This is a genomic window from Bacillus lumedeiriae (assembly GCF_044891285.1).
In the GTDB taxonomy this organism is placed as follows: Bacteria; Bacillota; Bacilli; order Bacillales; family Domibacillaceae; genus Pseudobacillus; species Pseudobacillus lumedeiriae.
Map to the genome: position 1 here is coordinate 227,119 of NZ_JAUIYO010000001.1, position 19,805 is coordinate 246,923.

20 protein-coding genes and 1 pseudogene are annotated in these 19,805 nt (G+C 43.1%); 1 reads left to right on the forward strand and 20 read right to left on the reverse strand.

The genetic code is table 11. From position 1 onward, the window contains the following. Window positions 1-18: 18 nt before the first annotated feature. Window positions 19-255, forward strand: a complete 237-nt coding sequence (locus tag QYG89_RS01200; RefSeq protein WP_404313801.1) for a DUF2627 domain-containing protein — start codon at window positions 19-21, stop codon at window positions 253-255. Between the two features lie 464 nt (window positions 256-719). Here the strand turns inward: QYG89_RS01200 and QYG89_RS01205 are convergent, their stop codons facing one another. The 20 genes and pseudogenes from QYG89_RS01205 to spoIIIAE all read right to left on the reverse strand — a co-directional run bounded on the left by QYG89_RS01205 (window position 720) and on the right by spoIIIAE (window position 19,778). Then, complete coding sequence (locus QYG89_RS01205; protein WP_404313802.1) at window positions 720-1,454, reverse strand: glycerophosphodiester phosphodiesterase; 735 nt, start codon at window positions 1,452-1,454, stop codon at window positions 720-722. Window positions 1,455-1,548: 94 nt separating this feature from the next. Further along, window positions 1,549-2,337, reverse strand: a complete 789-nt coding sequence (gene spo0A, locus QYG89_RS01210; RefSeq protein ID WP_404313803.1) for a sporulation transcription factor Spo0A — start codon at window positions 2,335-2,337, stop codon at window positions 1,549-1,551. 284 nt (window positions 2,338-2,621) lie between these two features. Beyond that, window positions 2,622-3,827: a SpoIVB peptidase gene (gene spoIVB, locus QYG89_RS01215; RefSeq protein WP_404313804.1), complete on the reverse strand. Its 1,206-nt coding sequence runs from the start codon at window positions 3,825-3,827 to the stop codon at window positions 2,622-2,624. A 282-nt stretch (window positions 3,828-4,109) separates the two neighbouring features. Further along, window positions 4,110-4,799 (reverse strand): MgtC/SapB family protein, encoded by a 690-nt coding sequence (locus QYG89_RS01220; protein WP_404313805.1) that lies wholly within the window; start codon window positions 4,797-4,799, stop codon window positions 4,110-4,112. Between the two features lie 92 nt (window positions 4,800-4,891). After that, window positions 4,892-6,601: a DNA repair protein RecN gene (recN, locus tag QYG89_RS01225; protein WP_404313806.1), complete on the reverse strand. Its 1,710-nt coding sequence runs from the start codon at window positions 6,599-6,601 to the stop codon at window positions 4,892-4,894. 17 nt (window positions 6,602-6,618) lie between these two features. Next, window positions 6,619-7,068, reverse strand: coding sequence for a transcriptional regulator AhrC/ArgR (ahrC, locus tag QYG89_RS01230; protein ID WP_404314575.1), 450 nt, complete (start codon window positions 7,066-7,068; stop codon window positions 6,619-6,621). A 148-nt stretch (window positions 7,069-7,216) separates the two neighbouring features. Then, window positions 7,217-8,059 carry a TlyA family RNA methyltransferase gene (locus QYG89_RS01235; protein WP_404314577.1) on the reverse strand — a complete coding sequence of 281 codons (843 nt, stop codon included), beginning with the start codon at window positions 8,057-8,059 and terminating at the stop codon, window positions 7,217-7,219. Then, window positions 8,057-9,954, reverse strand: a pseudogene (gene dxs / locus QYG89_RS01240) (1-deoxy-D-xylulose-5-phosphate synthase); the annotation flags it as partial. The pseudogene dxs and the gene QYG89_RS01235, both read right to left, overlap by 3 nt. A gap of 231 nt (window positions 9,955-10,185) precedes the next feature. Continuing rightward, entirely contained in the window at window positions 10,186-11,070 is an 885-nt protein-coding gene (locus QYG89_RS01245) for a polyprenyl synthetase family protein (RefSeq protein ID WP_404313807.1), read from the reverse strand. A gap of 2 nt (window positions 11,071-11,072) precedes the next feature. Further along, entirely contained in the window at window positions 11,073-11,300 is a 228-nt protein-coding gene (gene xseB / locus QYG89_RS01250; RefSeq protein WP_404313808.1) for an exodeoxyribonuclease VII small subunit, read from the reverse strand. Further along, window positions 11,290-12,645, reverse strand: a complete 1,356-nt coding sequence (gene xseA / locus QYG89_RS01255) for an exodeoxyribonuclease VII large subunit (RefSeq protein ID WP_404313809.1) — start codon at window positions 12,643-12,645, stop codon at window positions 11,290-11,292. The genes xseB and xseA overlap by 11 nt, the downstream gene beginning before the upstream one ends. A gap of 229 nt (window positions 12,646-12,874) precedes the next feature. Further along, entirely contained in the window at window positions 12,875-13,723 is an 849-nt protein-coding gene (gene folD / locus QYG89_RS01260) for a bifunctional methylenetetrahydrofolate dehydrogenase/methenyltetrahydrofolate cyclohydrolase FolD (protein WP_404313810.1), read from the reverse strand. Between the two features lie 29 nt (window positions 13,724-13,752). After that, window positions 13,753-14,139: a transcription antitermination factor NusB gene (nusB, locus tag QYG89_RS01265; protein ID WP_404313811.1), complete on the reverse strand. Its 387-nt coding sequence runs from the start codon at window positions 14,137-14,139 to the stop codon at window positions 13,753-13,755. 135 nt (window positions 14,140-14,274) lie between these two features. Next, on the reverse strand, window positions 14,275-14,697 hold the full coding sequence (locus QYG89_RS01270; protein WP_404313812.1) for an Asp23/Gls24 family envelope stress response protein: 423 nt from the start codon (window positions 14,695-14,697) through the stop codon (window positions 14,275-14,277). A 3-nt stretch (window positions 14,698-14,700) separates the two neighbouring features. Continuing rightward, entirely contained in the window at window positions 14,701-16,059 is a 1,359-nt protein-coding gene (gene accC / locus QYG89_RS01275) for an acetyl-CoA carboxylase biotin carboxylase subunit (protein WP_404313813.1), read from the reverse strand. Between the two features lie 13 nt (window positions 16,060-16,072). Further along, window positions 16,073-16,573, reverse strand: coding sequence for an acetyl-CoA carboxylase biotin carboxyl carrier protein (accB, locus tag QYG89_RS01280; RefSeq protein WP_404313814.1), 501 nt, complete (start codon window positions 16,571-16,573; stop codon window positions 16,073-16,075). Window positions 16,574-16,778: 205 nt separating this feature from the next. Further along, window positions 16,779-17,333 (reverse strand): SpoIIIAH-like family protein, encoded by a 555-nt coding sequence (locus QYG89_RS01285; protein WP_404313815.1) that lies wholly within the window; start codon window positions 17,331-17,333, stop codon window positions 16,779-16,781. Beyond that, window positions 17,334-17,966, reverse strand: coding sequence for a stage III sporulation protein AG (gene spoIIIAG, locus QYG89_RS01290; protein WP_404313816.1), 633 nt, complete (start codon window positions 17,964-17,966; stop codon window positions 17,334-17,336). It abuts the gene before it with no gap. Continuing rightward, complete coding sequence (gene spoIIIAF, locus QYG89_RS01295) at window positions 17,959-18,570, reverse strand: stage III sporulation protein AF (RefSeq protein ID WP_404313817.1); 612 nt, start codon at window positions 18,568-18,570, stop codon at window positions 17,959-17,961. Before spoIIIAF ends, spoIIIAG begins: the two co-directional genes overlap by 8 nt. A 17-nt stretch (window positions 18,571-18,587) precedes the next feature. Next, complete coding sequence (spoIIIAE, locus tag QYG89_RS01300; protein ID WP_404314579.1) at window positions 18,588-19,778, reverse strand: stage III sporulation protein AE; 1,191 nt, start codon at window positions 19,776-19,778, stop codon at window positions 18,588-18,590. Window positions 19,779-19,805 lie beyond the last annotated feature (27 nt).

Genomic DNA, 19,805 nt, shown 5'->3' on the forward strand with positions numbered 1-19,805 from the left:
TCAAAGGAGTAAAATGGAATGATCCGACTGATCGCATTATTAGTTTTAGTGATTCCTGGCTTTTTAGCAGGCCTTGGCATAAAGTTAATGAGAGATATGCTCTTTGGCATATTGCAGCCGCCTTTTCCTTTCCTCTGGCTGCAATTTCTTGTGGGTCTCTTTCTGTTTATAGGCGGACTGGGATTTGTTGCTGGCTTTATCTTTCGCAGGGATCGAAAAAACAACAAAGTACAAGATAAATTTAAACGTAAATAAAAGCTCCTCGTGCGTTTCTGTCTTTTGACAGACATGCACAAGGAGCTTTTTATTTATCTCGTTTCGTCCAACAGCAGTCGGCTCTGCTTTTCTTTTGTCCAGCTCCAGCGCCTAGCCCCTCGAGGTCAAATAACCTTTTCCCAATGAAGTCAAAGGACGACTTCCTCGGGAACAGAACATTTGCTTATCGGGGCTGAGCAAGGCGCTTCCGCTTTTCTCTTGTCCAGCTCCAGCGCCTAGCCCCTCGAGGTCAAATAACCTTTTCCCAATGAAGTCAAAGGACGACTTCCTCGGGAACAGAACATTTGCTTGTCGGGGCTGAGCAAGGCGCTTCCGCTTTTCTCTTGTCCAGCTCCAGCGCCTTGCTCCTCCGGTCAAATAACCTTCGTTCAATGAAGCCAAAGGACGACTTCTTTGAGCGAAGAACATTTGCCTGTCGGAGCAGAACAGGCACTTCCGCTTTTCTATACATCCAGTATGCTGTCTCGTATCGATATAGCGAGTTTCGGGTCATCTGTAATAAGAGCTGAGCACCCTTCTTTGATTAACCATTGGATGTGCTTTTCTTTATTCACTGTATAGGGGCGAATGTGAATCCCGTGCTCAACAGCTGCATGGATCATTTCACTTTTAACTGTGCGAATATGCGGGTGTATAGCTCCCGCACGAATGGCTTCCGCGTATTTCCAAGGCATATAGATGTGCGAGGAATAAAGAGCAGCCGTTTCTAAATCCGGTGCGAGCCGATACACATACGTTAATGAATAATGATTAAACGAAGAAATAACGACACGACTTTCATAATTGTATTGATGAATGAGGCGAATCACCTTTTCTTCCATGCCAGCGTAGGGAAATTCATTGTTTTTCAACTCAATATTACAAATGATCTCATTTTCCCTCATCCATTCAAATACATCCTCTAATAACGGAATGCCCGTATCGTGGGCTGCTTCTGGAAACTTATACTTCGCTTCCAGCTTAGATAAGTCTTTCCATTCCCAGTCTTTCACATATCCCCGGCCATTTGTCGTACGGTTCAGTTTCTCATCATGAATGACAGCAAGACGGCCATCTTTTGTCAGCTGGACATCCAACTCAATGCCGTCGGCTCCCGCTTCTTCCGCTGCTCGAAAGGCAGCCATTGTATTTTCAGGGGCTGCTGCAGAGAAGCCGCGGTGAGCAAAGATAGCGGTCATAAAAAACACATCCTTTTTCGTATCTGCTGCCTTGCAAAAACACGTGAAATATCCCTTTATTTACCAGTAACATGAAACACTCTGTCCGGTCCTATCAAGACGCTTTATGTTCAAGACGAAGTTTATCGGCCACCATCGCAATGAATTCTGAATTCGTCGGCTTCGCCTTTGTCATAGACACCGTATAACCAAACAAGCTGGAGATAGAGTCAATATTCCCGCGGCTCCACGCTACTTCAATGGCATGGCGGATTGCCCGTTCTACGCGGCTGGCAGTTGTATTATATTTTTTAGCAATATCCGGATACAATACTTTCGTAATGGAACCCAGTAATTCAATATCGTTGTACACCATAGAAATAGCTTCACGTAAGTACATATATCCTTTTATATGGGCCGGGACACCGATTTCATGAATAATACTTGTAATACTGGCATCCAGATTTACCGCTTTTTTAGCCGGCTGTCTTGTTATTTCTTGCGAAGAATGAGGTACGATGAAACTTTCTTTGCCGCTCACTTGGCGGATATGATTGAATAGGCTTTCGATATCGAAAGGCTTCAGCATAAAATAAGAAGCGCCAAGCTCCACAGCTTTTTTCGTCACATCTTCCTGGCCAAACGCTGTAAGCATAATCACATTCGGGACTGGAGCAAGATCAAGTTCTCTCATTTTTTCAAGCACAGCTAATCCGTCAACATGAGGCATAATAATATCTAAAATTAACACATCTGGTTTTGCCTCTGGAAGCATGTGTAAACAATCTTGTCCGTTATTTGCCTTTCCTACGACTTCCATATCTTCTTGTGAAGAAATATATTCCTCAAGCATATTAACCAGGTCTCGATTATCATCTACAATAGCCACTTTTATTTTTTTCACCGTTAACTTCCCCTTCCACCATTCACTTTCGATTATATGTTTATTCTACTAGTTTTTTTCGACAAAGGGCTATGATTTCCTTTTAATTTTAATAATATATATATTTTTCGTCGATCTTCTTTTATATTCGACGAATTTCTTCCATTTATGTATAAGGATTTGTTCAACTCCCTCTGTTGATTTCCGCTGGGGGCACTCGCTTTCCACTCCAATTAACAAAGCAGCAAACAATAAATAACCATTACGATTATCATATAAAAAAACAAGCGGACTTCTCCGCTTGTTCAGCTTGCCTCGTTCTGTTCAGATTTCGTTAACGAAATACCTGCTTCATTAAGCATCCATTCAATGTGCACACCATAACCAGAAGTCGGATCATTCACAAATACGTGCGTGACAGCTCCAATCACTTTCCCATTCTGAATGATCGGGCTGCCGCTCATCCCTTGAACAATTCCCCCCGTTTTATCAAGCAGCTCCTTATCCGTTACCTTTAATACCATTCCTTTTGTTCCTGGATACTTTTGCGGAATTGTGCTGACAATTTCTACATCATACCATTCCACTTTTTCTCCATTAACAACTGTCAAGATTTTTGCCGGCCCTTCTTTTACCTCATGCGACAATGCAACAGGATAAGATTCCTTTATTAATCCATTAGGAGGCGGCTGTTTTAACTGGCCAAATACGCCATATGGACTGTTTCTCGTTATATTGCCGAGCTTGTTCTGATCTGTTGAAAATTGAGCCAGCTTTTCACCCGGATTTCCATTGCGTCCTTTTTCGATTGATGTTACCTTTGATTTTACAATTTCCCCATTCTCGATAATAATTGGTTTTCTCGTATCTGCATCAGCAATCACATGGCCGAGTGCACCATATTTTTTTGAGTTAGGCTCAAAAAAAGTAAGTGTACCGATGCCCGATGCGGAATCCCGAATATATAAGCCGATTTTAAAGGACTGATCATTTTCATCTTTCATCGGCTTTAGTGCTGCATGAATCACTTTTTTATTTCTGTAAATTGTTACTTTAAGTGGTTCCGTTTCTTGTCCAGCTTGTTGAACAAATGGACGAATTTCCTGCATTTTTTCAACTTTTTTCCCATTAATCTCCGTAATAATATCGCCTACTCGAATGCCTGCTTTCTCTCCTGGAGACTGCTTGCCATCTACTGTATCGACGAGATGGTGGCCAACAACGAGGACTCCCATCGTGTTTAACTTAATACCAATAGACTGACCTCCCGGAATGACACGAATTTCACGGGCTGCTGCAGCTTTTTCATTTTCTTTTGAAAAACCCGCCAGCTGTAAAATTCCATTGACATTGTCCGATCCCTGTTCTTCTATTGCCGATCGTGTTTCTTTTTCTAAATTATTCATGTCCGCAGCATATGCGCGGTTCATGAAAGAGCCGATGATTAAACATACTACAAAGGAAACAAGGAGAATTCCACCAGTGGCTATACTGAATTTACGTTTGTTCAAACCATTCACTCTCCTCGCTTCTAAAACTGACTTACCGGCTGTATGTATACTTTCTCCTTGAAGCTCATCATTTATTACAAAAAAAGCTGCCCTCAGTTGGATGTGAATAACAATCAATAATGAAAAATAAGACTTTGTTAATTACTATGGCGGATTTTTCCTTCTTGTTTATTGGAGCGCAGATCAACAGGAAATTTTAACAAAGTCAAAAGCAATAAAAAAGAGGTTAGACTCTTTTGAGCCAACCTCCTTAGATTGCACTATTAAACACCATCAAGCTGTTTAAAGAGCCTCCATTTCAACGCTTACTACATGCTTGATTTGCTTTAATTGGTAATACACATCGGTCGTATATCGCTTTTCGTTGACTAAAACAATTAAATCCATTTGCTGCAAAGCTCCTTCTTGCACATCTTTAATGCGAACTTTATGTGCTTTCATGTCTGTATTTTTCATATGCTTAAGAATTTCAGTCATTTTTTCAGCGTCATCTACTATAATCCTTACTTTTAATTGCTTTTCCGTTAAAGATTTAGGGCCGATCCATTTAAAGATAATTGGGAATAATTCTACACTAATAATCATTAAACAAGTCGCAATGATCGCTTCCATCCAAAAGCCGGCACCACAGGCAATTCCGATTGCACCTGCTCCCCAAACGATAGCCGCCGTTGTCAGGCCAGAAATAATATCATTATTTCTCCTTAAAATAACACCAGCTCCTAAAAAACCAATTCCCGACACAATTTGAGCGGCAAGCCTGAGGGGATCCATTGGCTTTTCATAAGGAATCGCAAAATGATTGGCGGCATCAATGGACACGTCTGTCAATAAACAACTAGTAATCCCGATCACGACACATGTTTTTAAACCAATAGGCTTTTTCTTAATTTCTCGTTCCAAACCGATGACAATCGATAAAATAGTTGCAATACCAAGATTAAAAATAAAATCACTCACTTGTAGGGACATCTCTCTCGGTCTCCTTTGCCTAAAATCATTTAGACTTTTCTTTTATCTCTGTTTTTTTAGAAGCGAGCAAGGATGCAGAAAAAATGGTCTCTTTATTTCTTTTTTAACGACGCAGCCAAATCGAGCAGCTCTTTTGCATGCTGTTTCGTTAAATCGGTCATTTCCACTCCGGAAATCATACGCCCAATTTCTCTGACTTTCTCTTCATTCTCCAGCGGCTCCACAAACGTTCTCGTCCGTCCGTCTGCCAGCACTTTTGAAATATATAAATGAGTATCGGCTATGGCTGCTACTTGCGGCAGATGAGAGATACAAAGGACTTGCGAATGAACGGCAACTTCATAAATTTTTTCACCGATCGCTTGGGCTACCCGTCCGCTCACTCCTGTATCTACTTCATCAAAGATAATGGAAGTAATCCCTTGATGCTGGGAGAAAATGGTCTTCATCGCCAGCATAATCCGTGACATTTCTCCACCTGATGCCACTTTAGAAAGAGGTTTAACCGGTTCTCCTGGATTTGTTGAAATATAAAATTCCACTTCATCCAGCCCTTCTTTTTTAAATCGCTTTTGCCCAGCAGACACTTTTTCGATCGATGTTTCAAAGTGAATATCAAAAACCGTTTTATCCATATACAATTGCTTGAGCTCAAGATGAATGGCTTCTGTCAGCTTTTCGGCCGCCTTTTTTCTTAAAAGGCTAAGCTGTTCCCCTTCAAGCAATAAATCTTTTTCATAAGAGGCGAGTTCCTTGCACAATTTTTCAATGTGCGTTTCCCGATTCGTTAATGTGTCAATTTCTTCTTCGATCGCTGCCCCATATTCAATGATCTCTTCAATAGATTCCCCATACTTTCGTTTCAGCTGATTGATTTCATTTAATCGCGTTTCAATCAGATTGAGCCGATTCGGATCAAATTCCAAACTGTCTAATTCCGAACTGATGTGCCGGGCTGCATCTTCAAGGGCATAAAAGCTTTCAGCTGCCGTTTCGAAGACTCCTTTATACGTTTCATCAATTTCGGCTGCCGTTTCTAAGCTTGTCATTGCAAGGCCAAGCCAATCTAGCCCTTTTCCTTCTCCCTGTAATGCATTGGCCGCATTTTGAACAGATTCATACAATTTTTCGAAGTTGCCAAGCTTTCTTCTTTCTTCGGTCAGTTCCTCATCTTCATGTAAGCGCAATTCGGCTTTTTGAATTTCGGACAGCTGAAATTGGATTAAATCTAGCCGGTGAGCCATTTGTTGTTCATTTTCACTTAATTGGCTAAGTGCTTTGGCCGTTTGTTCATACCGCTGATAAACTTCTGCGTAGTTTTCTTTTGCAGCTAATACTTCTGCACCGCCAAATTGATCGAGCAAGCGTAAATGCTGGTTAGCATCCATCAATTCCTGGTGCTCATGCTGACCATGGATATCAACAAGCGTTGAACCGACTTCTCTTAACATAGCGATCGTTACAAGCTTGCCATTAATCCGGCAGACGCTTTTGCCACTGGACGAAATTTCTCGGCGGATGATAATTGTTTCCTCTTCCAGATCAATTCCAAACTCCTGCGCTTTTTTGACACATGGATGATGACGGCTTTCTACTTGAAACATGCCTTCTATTTCGGCTTTTTTTTCACCGTGGCGAACAAATTCGGAAGATCCGCGGCCGCCGACAAGCAAATGAATGGCATCAATGATGATCGATTTCCCTGCACCTGTTTCACCAGTCAACACGGTTAATCCTTTTTCAAAAGATACTTGAAGTTCTTCTATGATAGCAAAGTTGCGTATGGACAGTTCCTGCAGCAATGTATATTCACCTCAAATCAAAGCATTTCTAAAAAGCGTTCTGAAATGACAGCGGTATGATCCGGCGCACGACAAATGATCAAACACGTATCGTCCCCACAAATCGTCCCCATAATCTCTTCCCAATCCAAATTATCGATGAGGGCACCGACTGCCTGAGCATTGCCTGGAAGTGTTTTCATCACTACAAAATGACCCGCAGAATCGATGCTGACAAAAGCATCCACGAGCGAACGTTTCAATTTTTGCAAAGGGTTAAAGCGCTGATCAGCAGGCAGGCTATATTTATAACGCCCATCCATTAATGGTACCTTCACTAAGTGAAGTTCTTTAATGTCCCGGGAAACGGTTGCTTGTGTCACGTTATAGCCAAGATCTTTCAAGTAGTCCACTAATTCATCTTGTGTTTCTATTTCGTTATTAGCGATGATTTCTCTAATCTTTATATGACGTTGGCCTTTATTCATCATTCTTCACCTCATGTGTCGTATAATTATACTTTAGTATACAATATTTTATCTTATTTACCTTCTGATGTATAGAAGGAGAACATCGTCCGAAAATGAATGTCAATAAAAAACTGGCTGGAAGCTCCCAGCCAGTTTTCCTACGCAGTTACTCTGGTTTTTTCATTTGTTTTAATTCACGATGGGCCGCCTGTACAATAGAATCAACAGAGACCTCCAGTAAGTTCTCCCCGGTTCCAGTGCTTTCTTCCGGCCAAGTTAAGTGAATTAAGAATTCGATATTACCATCGCCGCCGGTAATCGGTGAGTAGGATAAATTTTTGACATCATAGCCCAGTTCAAGTGCCAAACTGATGATCTTCTCTATCACTTCTTTGTGAATCGCCGGATCCCTGACAATGCCTTTTTTCCCAACCTGTTCTTTTCCCGCTTCAAATTGCGGTTTAATCAGTGCCATTACGTCGCTTCCCGGTACGAGCAATGTTTTCAGAACAGGAAGGATTAATGAAAGCGAAATAAAAGATACATCAATGGTTGCAAACTGGGGTGCTCCTTCTGTCAAATCCTCGGGCTTGACATAGCGAAAATTCGTCCGCTCCATGACGACAACCCGTTCATCTTGGCGCAGCTTCCATGCCAGTTGGTTATAGCCAACATCAAGTGCATAAGACATTTTGGCCCCATTTTGCAAAGCGCAGTCCGTAAATCCGCCCGTAGATGAACCAATATCGAGCATCATTTTCCCTTTAACATCCAATTGAAATTCTTTTAAGGCTTTTTCTAGTTTTAAGCCGCCCCGGCTCACATAAGGAAGCACATTCCCTTTTATTTGTAAAGGTGCGTCTGCTGGAATTTTCTCTCCCGGCTTCTCAAGACGCTCTTCCTTTGAATAGACAAGACCGGCCATCACTGCACGTTTCGCTTTTTCCCTCGTTTCAATGAGACCTCTTTCTACGAGCAGCACGTCAATACGTTCTTTCTTTGCTTTCATACTTACGCCCTTTTCTGTTTTTTTGGTGTCATTGCCGACAGCTTGCGAATAACCGCTTCTTCTGTTAAATCAATTTCTTCCAACAAGGAACTGACGCTGCCATGTTCAATAAAGCAATCAGGAATCCCCATGCGGTCAATCACATGACCGTAAAAACCGCGGTCGTGAGCAAATTCAAGTACCGCACTGCCAAAACCGCCTTCTAAAACGGCTTCTTCAATGGTTAAAATCGGCATATCTGATTCAAACAGACGCATAAGCATCGTTTCATCAAGCGGCTTGATAAAACGGGCATTCACTACTTGGACGGATATTCCTTGCTTCTCCGCAAGTGCGGCCGCTTTCATCGCCATTGGGATCGTTGTTCCGAATGTTAAGATCGCTGCATCTGTTCCTTCCCGCAGCACTTCCCATGAGCCGATCGGAATTTGCTTTAACTCTTCGTCCATCGCGACACCAAGTCCATTTCCCCGTGGAAAACGCATGGCGATCGGCCCATCGTTATATTGAACAGCTGTGTTCACCATATGCTGCCCTTCATTTTCATCTTTCGGCATCATGAGCACCATATTCGGTACATGGCGCAAAAAGGCAATATCAAATACACCTTGATGGGTCTCTCCATCTGCACCGACAAGACCCGCCCGGTCAATACCGATAAACACATTTAAATTCGGACGGCAAATATCATGGACGACCTGGTCATAGGCCCGTTGTAGAAAAGTAGAATAAATTGCAAGAAATGGTTTCATTCCTTGTGTAGCAAGTCCAGCAGCGACCGTTGCTGCATGCTGTTCTGCAATGCCGACATCAAACATCCGGTCAGGAAATTCTTCAGCAAAACCTAATAGCTTAGAACCGACTGGCATCGCGGGTGTAATCGCCACAATTCTCTCATCCGTACGAGCAAGTTTTCTTACGGTCTCGCTGACGAGTGAACTCCAGGCAGGCGGTTGTCCAACCGGCTTAATTAAATCGCCCGTATCGATTTTATAAGGACCTGTTCCATGCCATGTGCCTTTCGTGTCAAGCTCAGCTGGTCCATATCCTTTGCCCTTCTTCGTTAAAACGTGCAGCAGCACTGGACCTTCTGTTTTTTTAGCATACTGCAAGTTTTCAAACAGCTCTTCATAATTATGACCGTCGATCGGACCAAGATACGTGAACCCGAGCTCCTCGAAAAACATCCCAGAAACAAATAAATATTTCAAACTGTCCTTTAGACGCTCAGCCGTTTGAGCCATTTTTCCGCCGACGGCCGGAATTTTCTTTAACAATCCTTCAAGTTCATCTTTCACCCAATTGTACTTGCCAGCCGTACGCAGGCGGCCAAGCACACTGTGAAGGGCACCGACATTCGGTGCAATAGACATTTCATTATCATTTAAAATCACGATCATATTCTTTTTTTCATCACCAATGTGATTCAGTGCCTCAAGCGCCATCCCGCCTGTTAACGCTCCATCACCAATGACGGGCACAATATGGGAATTCTCTTTCTTTAAGTCTCTGGCAATGGCCATCCCCATCGCCGCTGACAAAGAAGTGGAGCTATGACCTGTTTCCCACACATCATGCTCACTTTCCACCATTTTAGGGAAACCGCATAATCCTTTATACTGGCGAAGTGTCTCGAATTGATCCGCTCGTCCAGTTAAGATTTTATGAACATATGACTGATGGCCAACGTCCCATAAAATTTTATCTTGCGGACTATTAAAACAACGGTGCAGGGCAATTGTCAGTTCCACTACCCCTAGGTTAGGTCCGATATGCCCACCGGTTCTCGATAAGTTTTCAATTAAAAACTTTCGAATGTCCGCGCTTAATTCATTTAACTCATCCATCGTCAAGCTCTTTAAAAAAGCAGGACTTTTAATAGATAACAGATCCAATAGGATCACTCGCTTTCATCACTGTATCGTTTCGTTTTTCTTTATTATAACGTCATCATTATTTTCTACAACTTTTTACATAAAGAAACAGCCGCTCCATCACTTTTTCATTCATGTAAATGGCTCTTGAAAAAACAGCCGCTAACACAAAGTGTGATAACGGCCGTTTTATACAAACAATATGATCATTATATCACATAAGACAAACCACAACAATTTTAGCTAATTTTCTTACTGTTCGCGCGTCACAATTAAATCAATCAGTTCGAACAGAAGAGCAGAATCTGTATTCGTTTGACGAAGTGCCGCCCGTGCGGCATCGGCATGCTCAGTCAACTGGGCTTTTGCGCCAGCCATCGTTAATAAAGATGGATACGTGCTTTTGTGATTAGCAGAATCGCTGCCGACTCTTTTCCCAATTTTTTCTTCTGATCCTTCGATATCTAAAATATCATCACGTATTTGGAAAGCAAGCCCTATATGAAAAGCATACTTGCGGAAATGTTCCAACTGGTGCTTATCCGCTCCAGAAAGCATGGCTCCAGCCATTACACTGTAGGCAAGTAAACGACCTGTTTTATTTTTATGGATGTACTCTAATTCCTCGAGTGTCAGTTCTTTTGTCTCCCCTTCAATATCAGCCATTTGGCCGCCCACCATTCCTTCAGGTCCTGCAGCCTTAGCCAGCCACTCGATCAGCGTAACTCTTTGATCACTCGAGTAATTGTTAGATCGCGCGATGACTTGAAAGGCATATGTCAATAAAGCATCTCCAGCCAAAATCGCTGCCGCTTCGCCAAACACCTTATGATTCGTCGGCTGTCCCCTTCTTAAATCGTCATCATCCATGCTTGGCAAGTCATCATGGATTAAAGAATACGTATGGATCATCTCAAGTGCCGCAGCAGCTTCCAGACCGATTTTCGGTTCCTTTTGAAAGGAAGCAAGCGTCGCAAAAACAAGCATTGGCCGAATTCTTTTGCCGCCCGCCTGAAGCGAATAATCCATTGCCTCCTTTAATACTTTGGGTGCCTGCAGCTCCTCAATTAATTCTTTTAACTCCTTCTCCAGTACTTCTTTATATTCATGTATAAAAGCAGACAGTGCAGCCGCCATGCTTACTCCCCCTCATCTATTACAAACTCTTTTTCCCCATCGTCTGTCATTATTTTCGCAAGCTGATCTTCTGCCTGACTTAATAAAGAATGACAAAAAGCGGACAAGCCTATTCCTTCTTGATACAGACGAAGCGCTTTTTCCAGCGGAACATCTCCTTCTTCAAGTTTGGTAATAATTAACTCCAGCTTGTCCATCGCTTCTTCAAACGTGACTTCTTTACTTTCCACTGCTATTCACCTCAATCGATTCTATTTGACAAGTAAGACTGCCATCGGCAAGCTGAACCTTCAGTTTTTCTCCTGCTTGCACATCCCCGCTTGATTTCACAAGCTTATTTTCTTCATCATAGGCAAGGCTGTAGCCCCGCTCCATAATTTTCAGCGGGCTGAGCGCATCCAGCATGGACACGCGCTGTCCAAATGCTTCTTTTTTACTTTTTAGCAGCTGTCCGATCTGCCGCGAAAGAGCGGCATCAAGCCGCTCAACTTGCTGCTTTGCTTCCTTCATTTTTCGTTCTGGATGACTTCGCTGCAGCCGCCCTGTTAAATCATGAATCTTTACGGCTATATTTTTTATATATATAGATTGTTCTTTCTGAAGCCTGTCAGTTAAGTGGTCCAGCCGTTCCTCCTGCTGTCTGTACAGCGCATGCGGATTGCGAATAATATAAGAGTTTCTCGCCGCTTCATACCGCTTTTTGTCACGTCTAATCTTTTCTGACATAGCCCGGATGAGCCTTGTTTTGCGGGCAAACACTTTCTCGAGCACTTCGTCAAGATGCGGAACGGCCATTTCAGCTCCAGCCGTCGGTGTCGGTGCTCTTCTGTCGGCCACAAAGTCGGCGATCGTAACATCGGTTTCGTGGCCGACTGCCGAAATGACGGGAATCATTGAAAAGCGAATAGCTTTAGCCACTTCCTCTTCATTAAAGGCCCACAGCTCTTCAATAGACCCTCCTCCGCGTCCCACAATCAACACATCGGCCCGCTCATCCTTGTTGGCCCGCTGAATAGCTGAAACAATCGACGGCGCAGCGTTTGCCCCTTGTACAAGGGCTGGGTAAATCAGCATGTCTGCCACCGGGTAACGGCGTTTAATTGTCGTGATGATATCCCGAACAGCAGCCCCTGTCGGTGAAGTCACAATCCCGATTGTTTTGGGATAAGCAGGAAGCGGCCTTTTCTTATCCTCATCAAAAAGACCTTCCTTTTCCAATTTTTTCTTCAGCTGCTCAAAAGCTAGATACAAGCTGCCCACACCGTCAGGCTCCATCGTTTTCACATAAATTTGGTATTGGCCTCCCGACTCGTAAACAGTGATGTCCCCTGTTACTAACACCTGCATGCCATTTTCCGGCTGGAATTTCAGCGAACGGTTAGCTGAAGAAAACATAACGGCCAAAATACGTGCTTTATCATCCTTTAATGTAAAATACATATGTCCGCTCGAATGGCTTTTAAAATTGGAAATCTCCCCCTTAACAAATACATTTGTTAAATGAGGATCGGCATCAAATTTTCTTTTTATGTATTTTGTCAGCGCTTTAACGGTTAAATAGCGATTAATCTCCATCTTTCCATTCCACCTTTTCACAGAACAAATGCGTAAGGCCTTCATCCGCCTTAGGCACAAAACGTTCTTCCGCTAATGGCCAGCTGTACGGGCTGGGCGTAACCCCGCTCCTTAGCAGTATGATTCATGTGCGGTTATTTGATAGTCCTCTAAATAGTAAAAAGCTGCCTCCCCATTATAACATGATTGGAAGACAGCTTCTCCTATAGAAATTGATTTAGACGGCTTATTATGCTTTTTGTTTTGCCGACTGCACAGTGTTATAAAGCAACATTGTAATCGTCATCGGGCCAACGCCGCCTGGTACCGGAGTAATCGCCCCAGCTGTTTCTTTCGCACTTTCAAAGTCAACATCGCCGCATAGTTTACCATTTTCGTCACGATTCATGCCAACATCAATAATAACTGCTCCTGGCTTGAAATCATCTTTTTTCAAGAATTTTGCTTTTCCAACAGCTGCAATGACTACATCCGCTTGTTTCGTAAAAGCTGAAAGGTCTTTCGTTCTTGAATGGCAGACAGTGACCGTTGCACTTTCTTTTATTGATAAAAGAGCTGCCGGCTTGCCAACAATATTACTCCGGCCGACAACGACGACGTGCTTTCCTTCTAAAGAAATGTTTTCTCTTTCAAGCATTTTGATAATACCATACGGTGTACAGGAGTAAAACGCTTCTTTACCAATCGACATTTTCCCGACATTCACCGGGTGAAAACCGTCTACATCCTTTTCTGGAGAAATAGCGTCAATCACTTTATCCTCAGATAAATGAGCTGGCAAAGGCAGCTGAACAAGAATACCGTGAATGTTATCATCCTCGTTCAGTTCTGCAATTTTCTGAAGAAGTTCTGCTTCGGATAGGTCTGCTGGGTAACGATAAATTTCTGAATGAATTCCTACTTCAGCACAAGCTTTGTCTTTGTTACGTACATATGTATGAGAGGCTTGGTCCTCTCCCACTAAAATGACGGCAAGGCCTGGTGTGATTCCTTTATTTTTTAAGTCTGCGATTTCTCCCTTTAATTCTGTACGAATGTCTCCGGCAATAGCTTTGCCATCAATAATAGCTGCTGTCATTGTTTTTCTCCCTTCCTTGCTTCGACCACTTATAAAGTTTGTTTAATTCTAGATAAAACGCCATTAATGAACTTACTTGACCGGTCATCGCTGAACTGTTTGGCAAGTTCAATCGCCTCATTAATAGCCACCTTTTCTGGTACATCTTCCGCGTATTTCATTTCAAATACAGCAAGGCGCAAAATATTCCGATCCACTTTAGCTAAACGGTCAAAAGACCAGTTCTCTAAATTCGCTTTGATCGTTTCATCAATTTCTTCCAAATGCTGCACTGTTCCTGTTACACTCGCCTGTAGATATTCATCAACCGGCGCTTCGTCCAAAACATTTTCAATGGCTTCTGCTGGGTCTGCACCACTTATATCGATCTGGTAGAGTGCCTGCAGGCTTTTTTCACGTGCTGTACGTCTTTTCATGTATTTCAAGCTCCTTTAGCCTTTTTCTGCATCATAAAAAGATAATAGCACATATTCAAAAGAAGACGCACGTTCTTCTGAAAAAAACTCATCCCGTAGAAAAAACCAAAGGAAACAATCCTTTGGCTTTCTCAATTATGCCTCTGGGGCGAAATCGTTTTCAGTGTTTTTTGTTTCGAATTGAATGCCGACAACGTGGATATTGACTTCTTCAGCTTCCAAAGCAGTCATATTTAACAATGCCTGCCGGATGCTGTCTTGAATCTTTTGGGCAACACTCGGAATGGAAACACCGAATGCGATCACACAATATACATCCACTTTAATGCCTTCTTCTGTTAAATCAACACGTATCCCTTTGCCGTGATTTTTCTTTCCAAGACGCTCCACCACACCAGACGCGAAGCTTCCACGCATCTTTTCAACGCCCTCTACTTCTGAGGCAGCGATCCCCGCAATCACTTCAATGACTTCCGGTGCAATTTCAATTCTTCCGAGTCCGTTTGCTCCATTACTCATTTCTAACACTTGATTTACTGATTGATTGTTCTCTGCCATTTTTTACACCCCCGGTTTCATTACTTCGTACAACTCAAGAAACTTTGTATTGAATTCTCCACTGACAAATTGATCATGCTCAAGCAGTCTTAAGTGAAAAGGGATCGTCGTATTGACACCTTCAATCACAAACTCGCTTAAAGCTCTTTTCATGCGGGCAATGGCTTCTTCCCGCGTTGCCCCATATGTGATCAGTTTAGCAATCATAGAGTCATAAAAAGGTGGAATCATATATCCTGGATAGGCCGCTGAATCAACGCGGACACCGAAACCGCCAGGCGGCATATAAACGGTAATTCTTCCAGGAGACGGCATAAAATTCTTCTCGGGATTTTCCGCATTGATGCGGCATTCGATCGACCAGCCAGTAAACTCCACGTCTTCTTGAGACAAAGAAAGCTTCTCTCCAGAGGCCACTCGAATTTGCTCTTTAATTAAATCGACTCCCGTGACCATTTCGGTGACAGGATGCTCTACTTGAATGCGTGTATTCATTTCCATGAAATAAAATTGCTTTTGATTGTAGTCGTAAATAAACTCTACAGTTCCTGCTCCTGTGTAATCCACAGCTTGAGCCGCTTTTACGGCAGCAGCTCCCATTTGTTCACGAATGGCTGCATCAAGAGCTGGTGACGGCGTTTCTTCAAGCAGCTTTTGCATACGGCGCTGAATGGTACAGTCGCGTTCTCCTAAATGGATCACATGGCCGTGCGTATCCGCCAGCACTTGAATTTCCACGTGACGGAAGTCTTCGATAAACTTCTCTAAATATACACCTGGATTTCCAAACGCAGTCGCTGCCTCCTGTTGGGTCATATGAATGCCTTTCTCTAATTCCTGTTCCGTTCGTGCTACACGGATGCCTTTTCCGCCGCCGCCTGCTGTCGCTTTAATAATCACTGGGTAGCCAATACCGGCAGCAACAGCAAGACCTTCCTCAATCGATTGGATAATTCCGGCAGAACCAGGAACAATCGGCACACCTGCTTTTTTCATCGTATCACGTGCGATATCTTTTGTCCCCATTTGTGTAATGGCTTCTGGTGAAGGACCGACGAAAATAATATTGCATTCGCGGCACAGTTCAGCAAAGTCAGCATTCTCCGCCAAAAATCCGTAACCGGGATGAATAGCATCACAGTTTGTTAAATTGGCGACGCTGATAATATTGGTAAAATTTAAATAGCTGTCTTTAGATGCCGTTGGTCCGATACAATAAGCCTCATCAGCGAGCTGTACGTGGAGAGCCTCTTTATCGGCTTCGGAATAAACGGCTACTGTTTCCACACCGAGTTCTTTACAAGCACGGATGATCCGCACTGCAATTTCTCCACGGTTGGCTATTAATAACTTGTTAATCATTCCGATCTCTCCCTTATTGAGGCTTTACTGAAAATAACGGCTGGCCATATTCTACTAATTGACCGTCTTTCACAAGAATTTCAACAATCTCTCCGTTTACTTCTGCCTCTATTTCATTAAAGAGTTTCATTGCTTCAACGATACATACAATCGTATCCCCTGTAACTTTCGTGCCTGGCTTAACGTATGGCTCAGCGTCAGGAGAAGGGGATTGATAGAACGTTCCTACCATAGGAGAAGTAATTGTATGTAAGTTCTCATCTGTATCTACTGACTTTGGTGCTTCTGGTGCAGGTACTTCCTGAACAGCAGACGGTGCCGCTGGTAAAGATTCCACTTGTACCGGTGCGGCTTGCACTGTCTCTTGTACAACTACTGGCTGCGGCGCAATTGAATAAGTCACACCTGAATTCTTCTTCATTTCTACTTTGCTGCCTTCGAATTCAAATACAAACTCGTCAATCGACGACTTGTCTATAAGCTTAATAAGTTCTCTAATTTCCTGTACTTTCATTAAATGGACACCCCTTGAAAGATTATGACTAGATGATAATATCTTACGATAACATCTAGTAAAACTTCAACTGAAAAGTTCATTGAAGCGTGTACTGTTCATTGTAGCCTTTTTTCTGTAAAGATAAAATAATAAAATGAAAAAACCCCATCAGGCTGGACGAAAACCAACCTAAATGGGAGTTCTTTCACTGTTTAAGACCTGTCTATTTAACGGGCTGGAATTCGACAGCGACCGGCTGATGCTTGCCAAGCTCGTCCTTTGCCAGACGGATAATTTCGTTAGCGGCTGCAGCTGAATGCTCGTTAGACTTCACAGTAATACGAATACTTTCTCCATCTGCCCGGACAAGTGCATCAGAATAACCTTTAGATTTAATTAATGTTTCCAGCACATTTTCTTTCGTTGCGAGTTCTGTCAACCTCTCCATTTCTTCATATGCGGAATTTTTATCTTCTGCGGATACATCAGCTGATGCTACTTTTGCTGTTAGTTCTTCTTTCATTTTATTGCGGTCGTCCTGCATCTCTAAGCGCAGCATATCAAAAGCTTCATCTCCCGCAGATTCCGTAATAATGGCCGTTTGCTTATCTCCAGCTGCATTTTTCGCTTCCGTCATTTCAACTGTCACGTCCCCTTCTTCCGCAGGCGAGGCCGTTTCTGGGGAAAGCTGTTCTGGTGAGGTAATGTAATAGACCGATAGAACAACGACTAAACTTAACATTGTCAGCAGCCAAACAGTTTGTTTTTTTAATAGCATTTAAGCATCCTCCTTTGGTTTTTTCGGCATGACTGCCACACGGTGGCTCGGTACATTCAACACTCTCGTTACCGATTCAATGATCCACTTTTTCACTTGAATGTTTTCGGCTCCTTCAGCGACAACGAGTACACCGCGGACTTCCGGCTTTTTCATTTCAAGAATGACTGGCACTTCTCCGCCATCTTGTTTTACCATCACTAAGTTTTCCTCTTGCATTTGATCGGTAATGGTTCGTTCCCCGCCTTTCTTGTCCTGCTCTTTTGTTTCTTGTTTTTTGACAGTCGTATTTCTCTCATACAACTTTCTTTCAGATGCTTCAATGGTGACAACGACCGTGACGTTGCTGACTCCGGCTATTTGCTCTAGAGCAGCAGTAAGCTCTTTTTCATAAGCTGCCTTAAAATCATCCTGTGCAGGCTCCTTCTGCTCGCCCGCCGCTTGAGAAGATTCCTGCGGGAGGACAGCGCTTATTTCCCCCTTGTCCTTCAAATCGCTTAGAAGCATGAAACTAATGCCTAGAATAGCTGCGATCGCCATCCATTTTGCTTTGTTAGATGTTTTCTCCTCTCCGCTTTTTTTAGCTGTGATCAAGGATTGCAGCCACGTCGGACGTTTTTTATGGTCACTCAAGGCTGTCCCCCTCCTCTACCATATGAATATTCAGTTGCTCCTTTGGAATATTCCACTTTTTTGAGAGAAAAGAAGCTAAACCTTTCTCTTCCTGCTGGTTTTCTTCTACCTTTGCCGATGAATCAATGTGAATGTCTTTGACGTAATGATCTACTGGACCGGCTGAAAGGGACGCGATATATACATCTATTCGTTCAATGCTTTCCGGCAGAGAGTGTTCCCATTGCCCCACTTGAATATTGATTTCTACTATTTGTTTATGAAACGTCTCTTTTAATTCATTCTCTACGAGTGCCTCCAGCTGCTGCTCACTGTTTTTCAAAATAAACAACTGTTTCGACGACTCTAACGTGCTTTGCTTATTCATAGCTGCCGTTTCTGCGTGCGTATTATTCATCGTGCCAGCGATCCATTCCGACAGCTCCTTCTCCATATCTACCGAAAAAACTTTCCACAAAGGCTGCAGCATGACAAACAGTAAAAGTAAGCCCACGACAACCTTTGCATATTGTTGAAAGCGATTGGACGGCATCAGCAAGTCCATGACAGCAGCCAGCAAAATAAAGGCGATGACGCTTTCAAGCCAGTCGGTTAAAAAAGTCATAAGTTTCGTTCCCTTCTTCAGCGGATCATCATCGTCACGTTGCTGGCAGCGACGAGAATGACAATGGATAAAAGAAACATAAAAGAGACGATGACCAGCGAGGCAAAGACGTACGTCATATTCTTCCCGATAATTTCAAGGCAGTCGGTGATCGTTTCGTCTCCGAGAGGCTGCAAAATCGCACCAGCGACCCTGTAGACAATCACGAGAGCGAGAATTTTCAAAGCTGGAAATGCCACAATCAGCAGTAAAATACCGGCGCCTGCGATCCCGACCGTATTTTTTAACAGTAAGGATGCACTCATGATCGTATCTGCCGCTTCCGTAAACATCTTCCCAACGACCGGAATAAAGTTACCGGCAAAAAATTTCGCCGTCCGAATTGCCAGCCCATCCGCTACTGCGGCGGCTGATCCTTGAATGGAAACGATGGCCAAGTACACAGCCATAAACGCACTCAACAGAAAAACACTCCATTGACGAAGCAAATCAGCTAGTTTAGTCGCTTTATAGTTCTCAGAAAATAAGCTGACCACACTTAGCAACGTCGAGAAAAATAAAAGCGGAAGCACAACTTTTTGAATGACCAGCCCGCTAATATTCATAAAAAAAAGTAAAAATGGATGGAAAACGGCAGCTGAAACGGCTCCGCCCGTTGAAGCTAAAAGAGCAAGTAAAATCGGCATAAGAGCCAATAGAAATTGCACCATTTGATCGACAGCTTCCATGGCATAGTCCATAGCCAGACGAAAGCTATTCAATGCTAATATGAGCAGTACGATTAAGATGATGCCGTATGCCGTTTTACTCACCGTTCCCTGCTCAAAGGCGTTTTGTAAAATTTGTAGAAATACGGAAAAAACGGTCAATAAGATTAAGGTGCCAAGCAATTTTCCATTTGCAAATAATTCATGGAATACAAAGCTTAATAACCCTTTTGCCCAAGCTTCAATGGAAAATGCTTGTCCTTCTTTAAAAAGATTAGTAAACGGCTGCCGTTCAGCTTCTGGCAAATATTGTCCGTACGTTTTCAACAATTGATCCCAATAGAGGGAGAGATCATCCACTCCAAGCTGCCCGAGCTGTTCTTCGGCGACCGCCCCAATGTTGACATCATTTTCCTCCGTTGATTCCGCTTGAATCGAATCAACCGTAAAGAACAAGAGCATGACCAACAGCAAAGCGATTTTTTGACAGAGCCGCATCATTCCCACCGCCTTCCTCCGGCTGTGTTT

What these genes read in the sequence shown, in the direction of transcription:
- QYG89_RS01235 (WP_404314577.1), bottom strand. Translation starts at nt 8,059, where the DNA reads ATGAAAGCAAAGAAAGAACGTATTGACGTGCTGCTCGTAGAAAGAGGT.
- spoIIIAF (WP_404313817.1), bottom strand. Translation starts at nt 18,570, where the DNA reads ATGACTTTTTTAACCGACTGGCTTGAAAGCGTCATCGCCTTTATTTTG.
- QYG89_RS01270 (WP_404313812.1), bottom strand. Translation starts at nt 14,697, where the DNA reads ATGGCAGAGAACAATCAATCAGTAAATCAAGTGTTAGAAATGAGTAAT.
- QYG89_RS01285 (WP_404313815.1), bottom strand. Translation starts at nt 17,333, where the DNA reads ATGCTATTAAAAAAACAAACTGTTTGGCTGCTGACAATGTTAAGTTTA.
- ahrC (WP_404314575.1), bottom strand. Translation starts at nt 7,068, where the DNA reads ATGAATAAAGGCCAACGTCATATAAAGATTAGAGAAATCATCGCTAAT.
- xseA (WP_404313809.1), bottom strand. Translation starts at nt 12,645, where the DNA reads ATGGAGATTAATCGCTATTTAACCGTTAAAGCGCTGACAAAATACATA.
- nusB (WP_404313811.1), bottom strand. Translation starts at nt 14,139, where the DNA reads ATGAAAAGACGTACAGCACGTGAAAAAAGCCTGCAGGCACTCTACCAG.
- QYG89_RS01245 (WP_404313807.1), bottom strand. Translation starts at nt 11,070, where the DNA reads ATGGCGGCTGCACTGTCTGCTTTTATACATGAATATAAAGAAGTACTG.
- QYG89_RS01200 (WP_404313801.1), top strand. Translation starts at nt 19, where the DNA reads ATGATCCGACTGATCGCATTATTAGTTTTAGTGATTCCTGGCTTTTTA.
- accC (WP_404313813.1), bottom strand. Translation starts at nt 16,059, where the DNA reads ATGATTAACAAGTTATTAATAGCCAACCGTGGAGAAATTGCAGTGCGG.
- accB (WP_404313814.1), bottom strand. Translation starts at nt 16,573, where the DNA reads ATGAAAGTACAGGAAATTAGAGAACTTATTAAGCTTATAGACAAGTCG.
- folD (WP_404313810.1), bottom strand. Translation starts at nt 13,723, where the DNA reads ATGACAGCAGCTATTATTGATGGCAAAGCTATTGCCGGAGACATTCGT.
- QYG89_RS01205 (WP_404313802.1), bottom strand. Translation starts at nt 1,454, where the DNA reads ATGACCGCTATCTTTGCTCACCGCGGCTTCTCTGCAGCAGCCCCTGAA.
- spoIIIAE (WP_404314579.1), bottom strand. Translation starts at nt 19,778, where the DNA reads ATGATGCGGCTCTGTCAAAAAATCGCTTTGCTGTTGGTCATGCTCTTG.
- QYG89_RS01220 (WP_404313805.1), bottom strand. Translation starts at nt 4,799, where the DNA reads ATGTCCCTACAAGTGAGTGATTTTATTTTTAATCTTGGTATTGCAACT.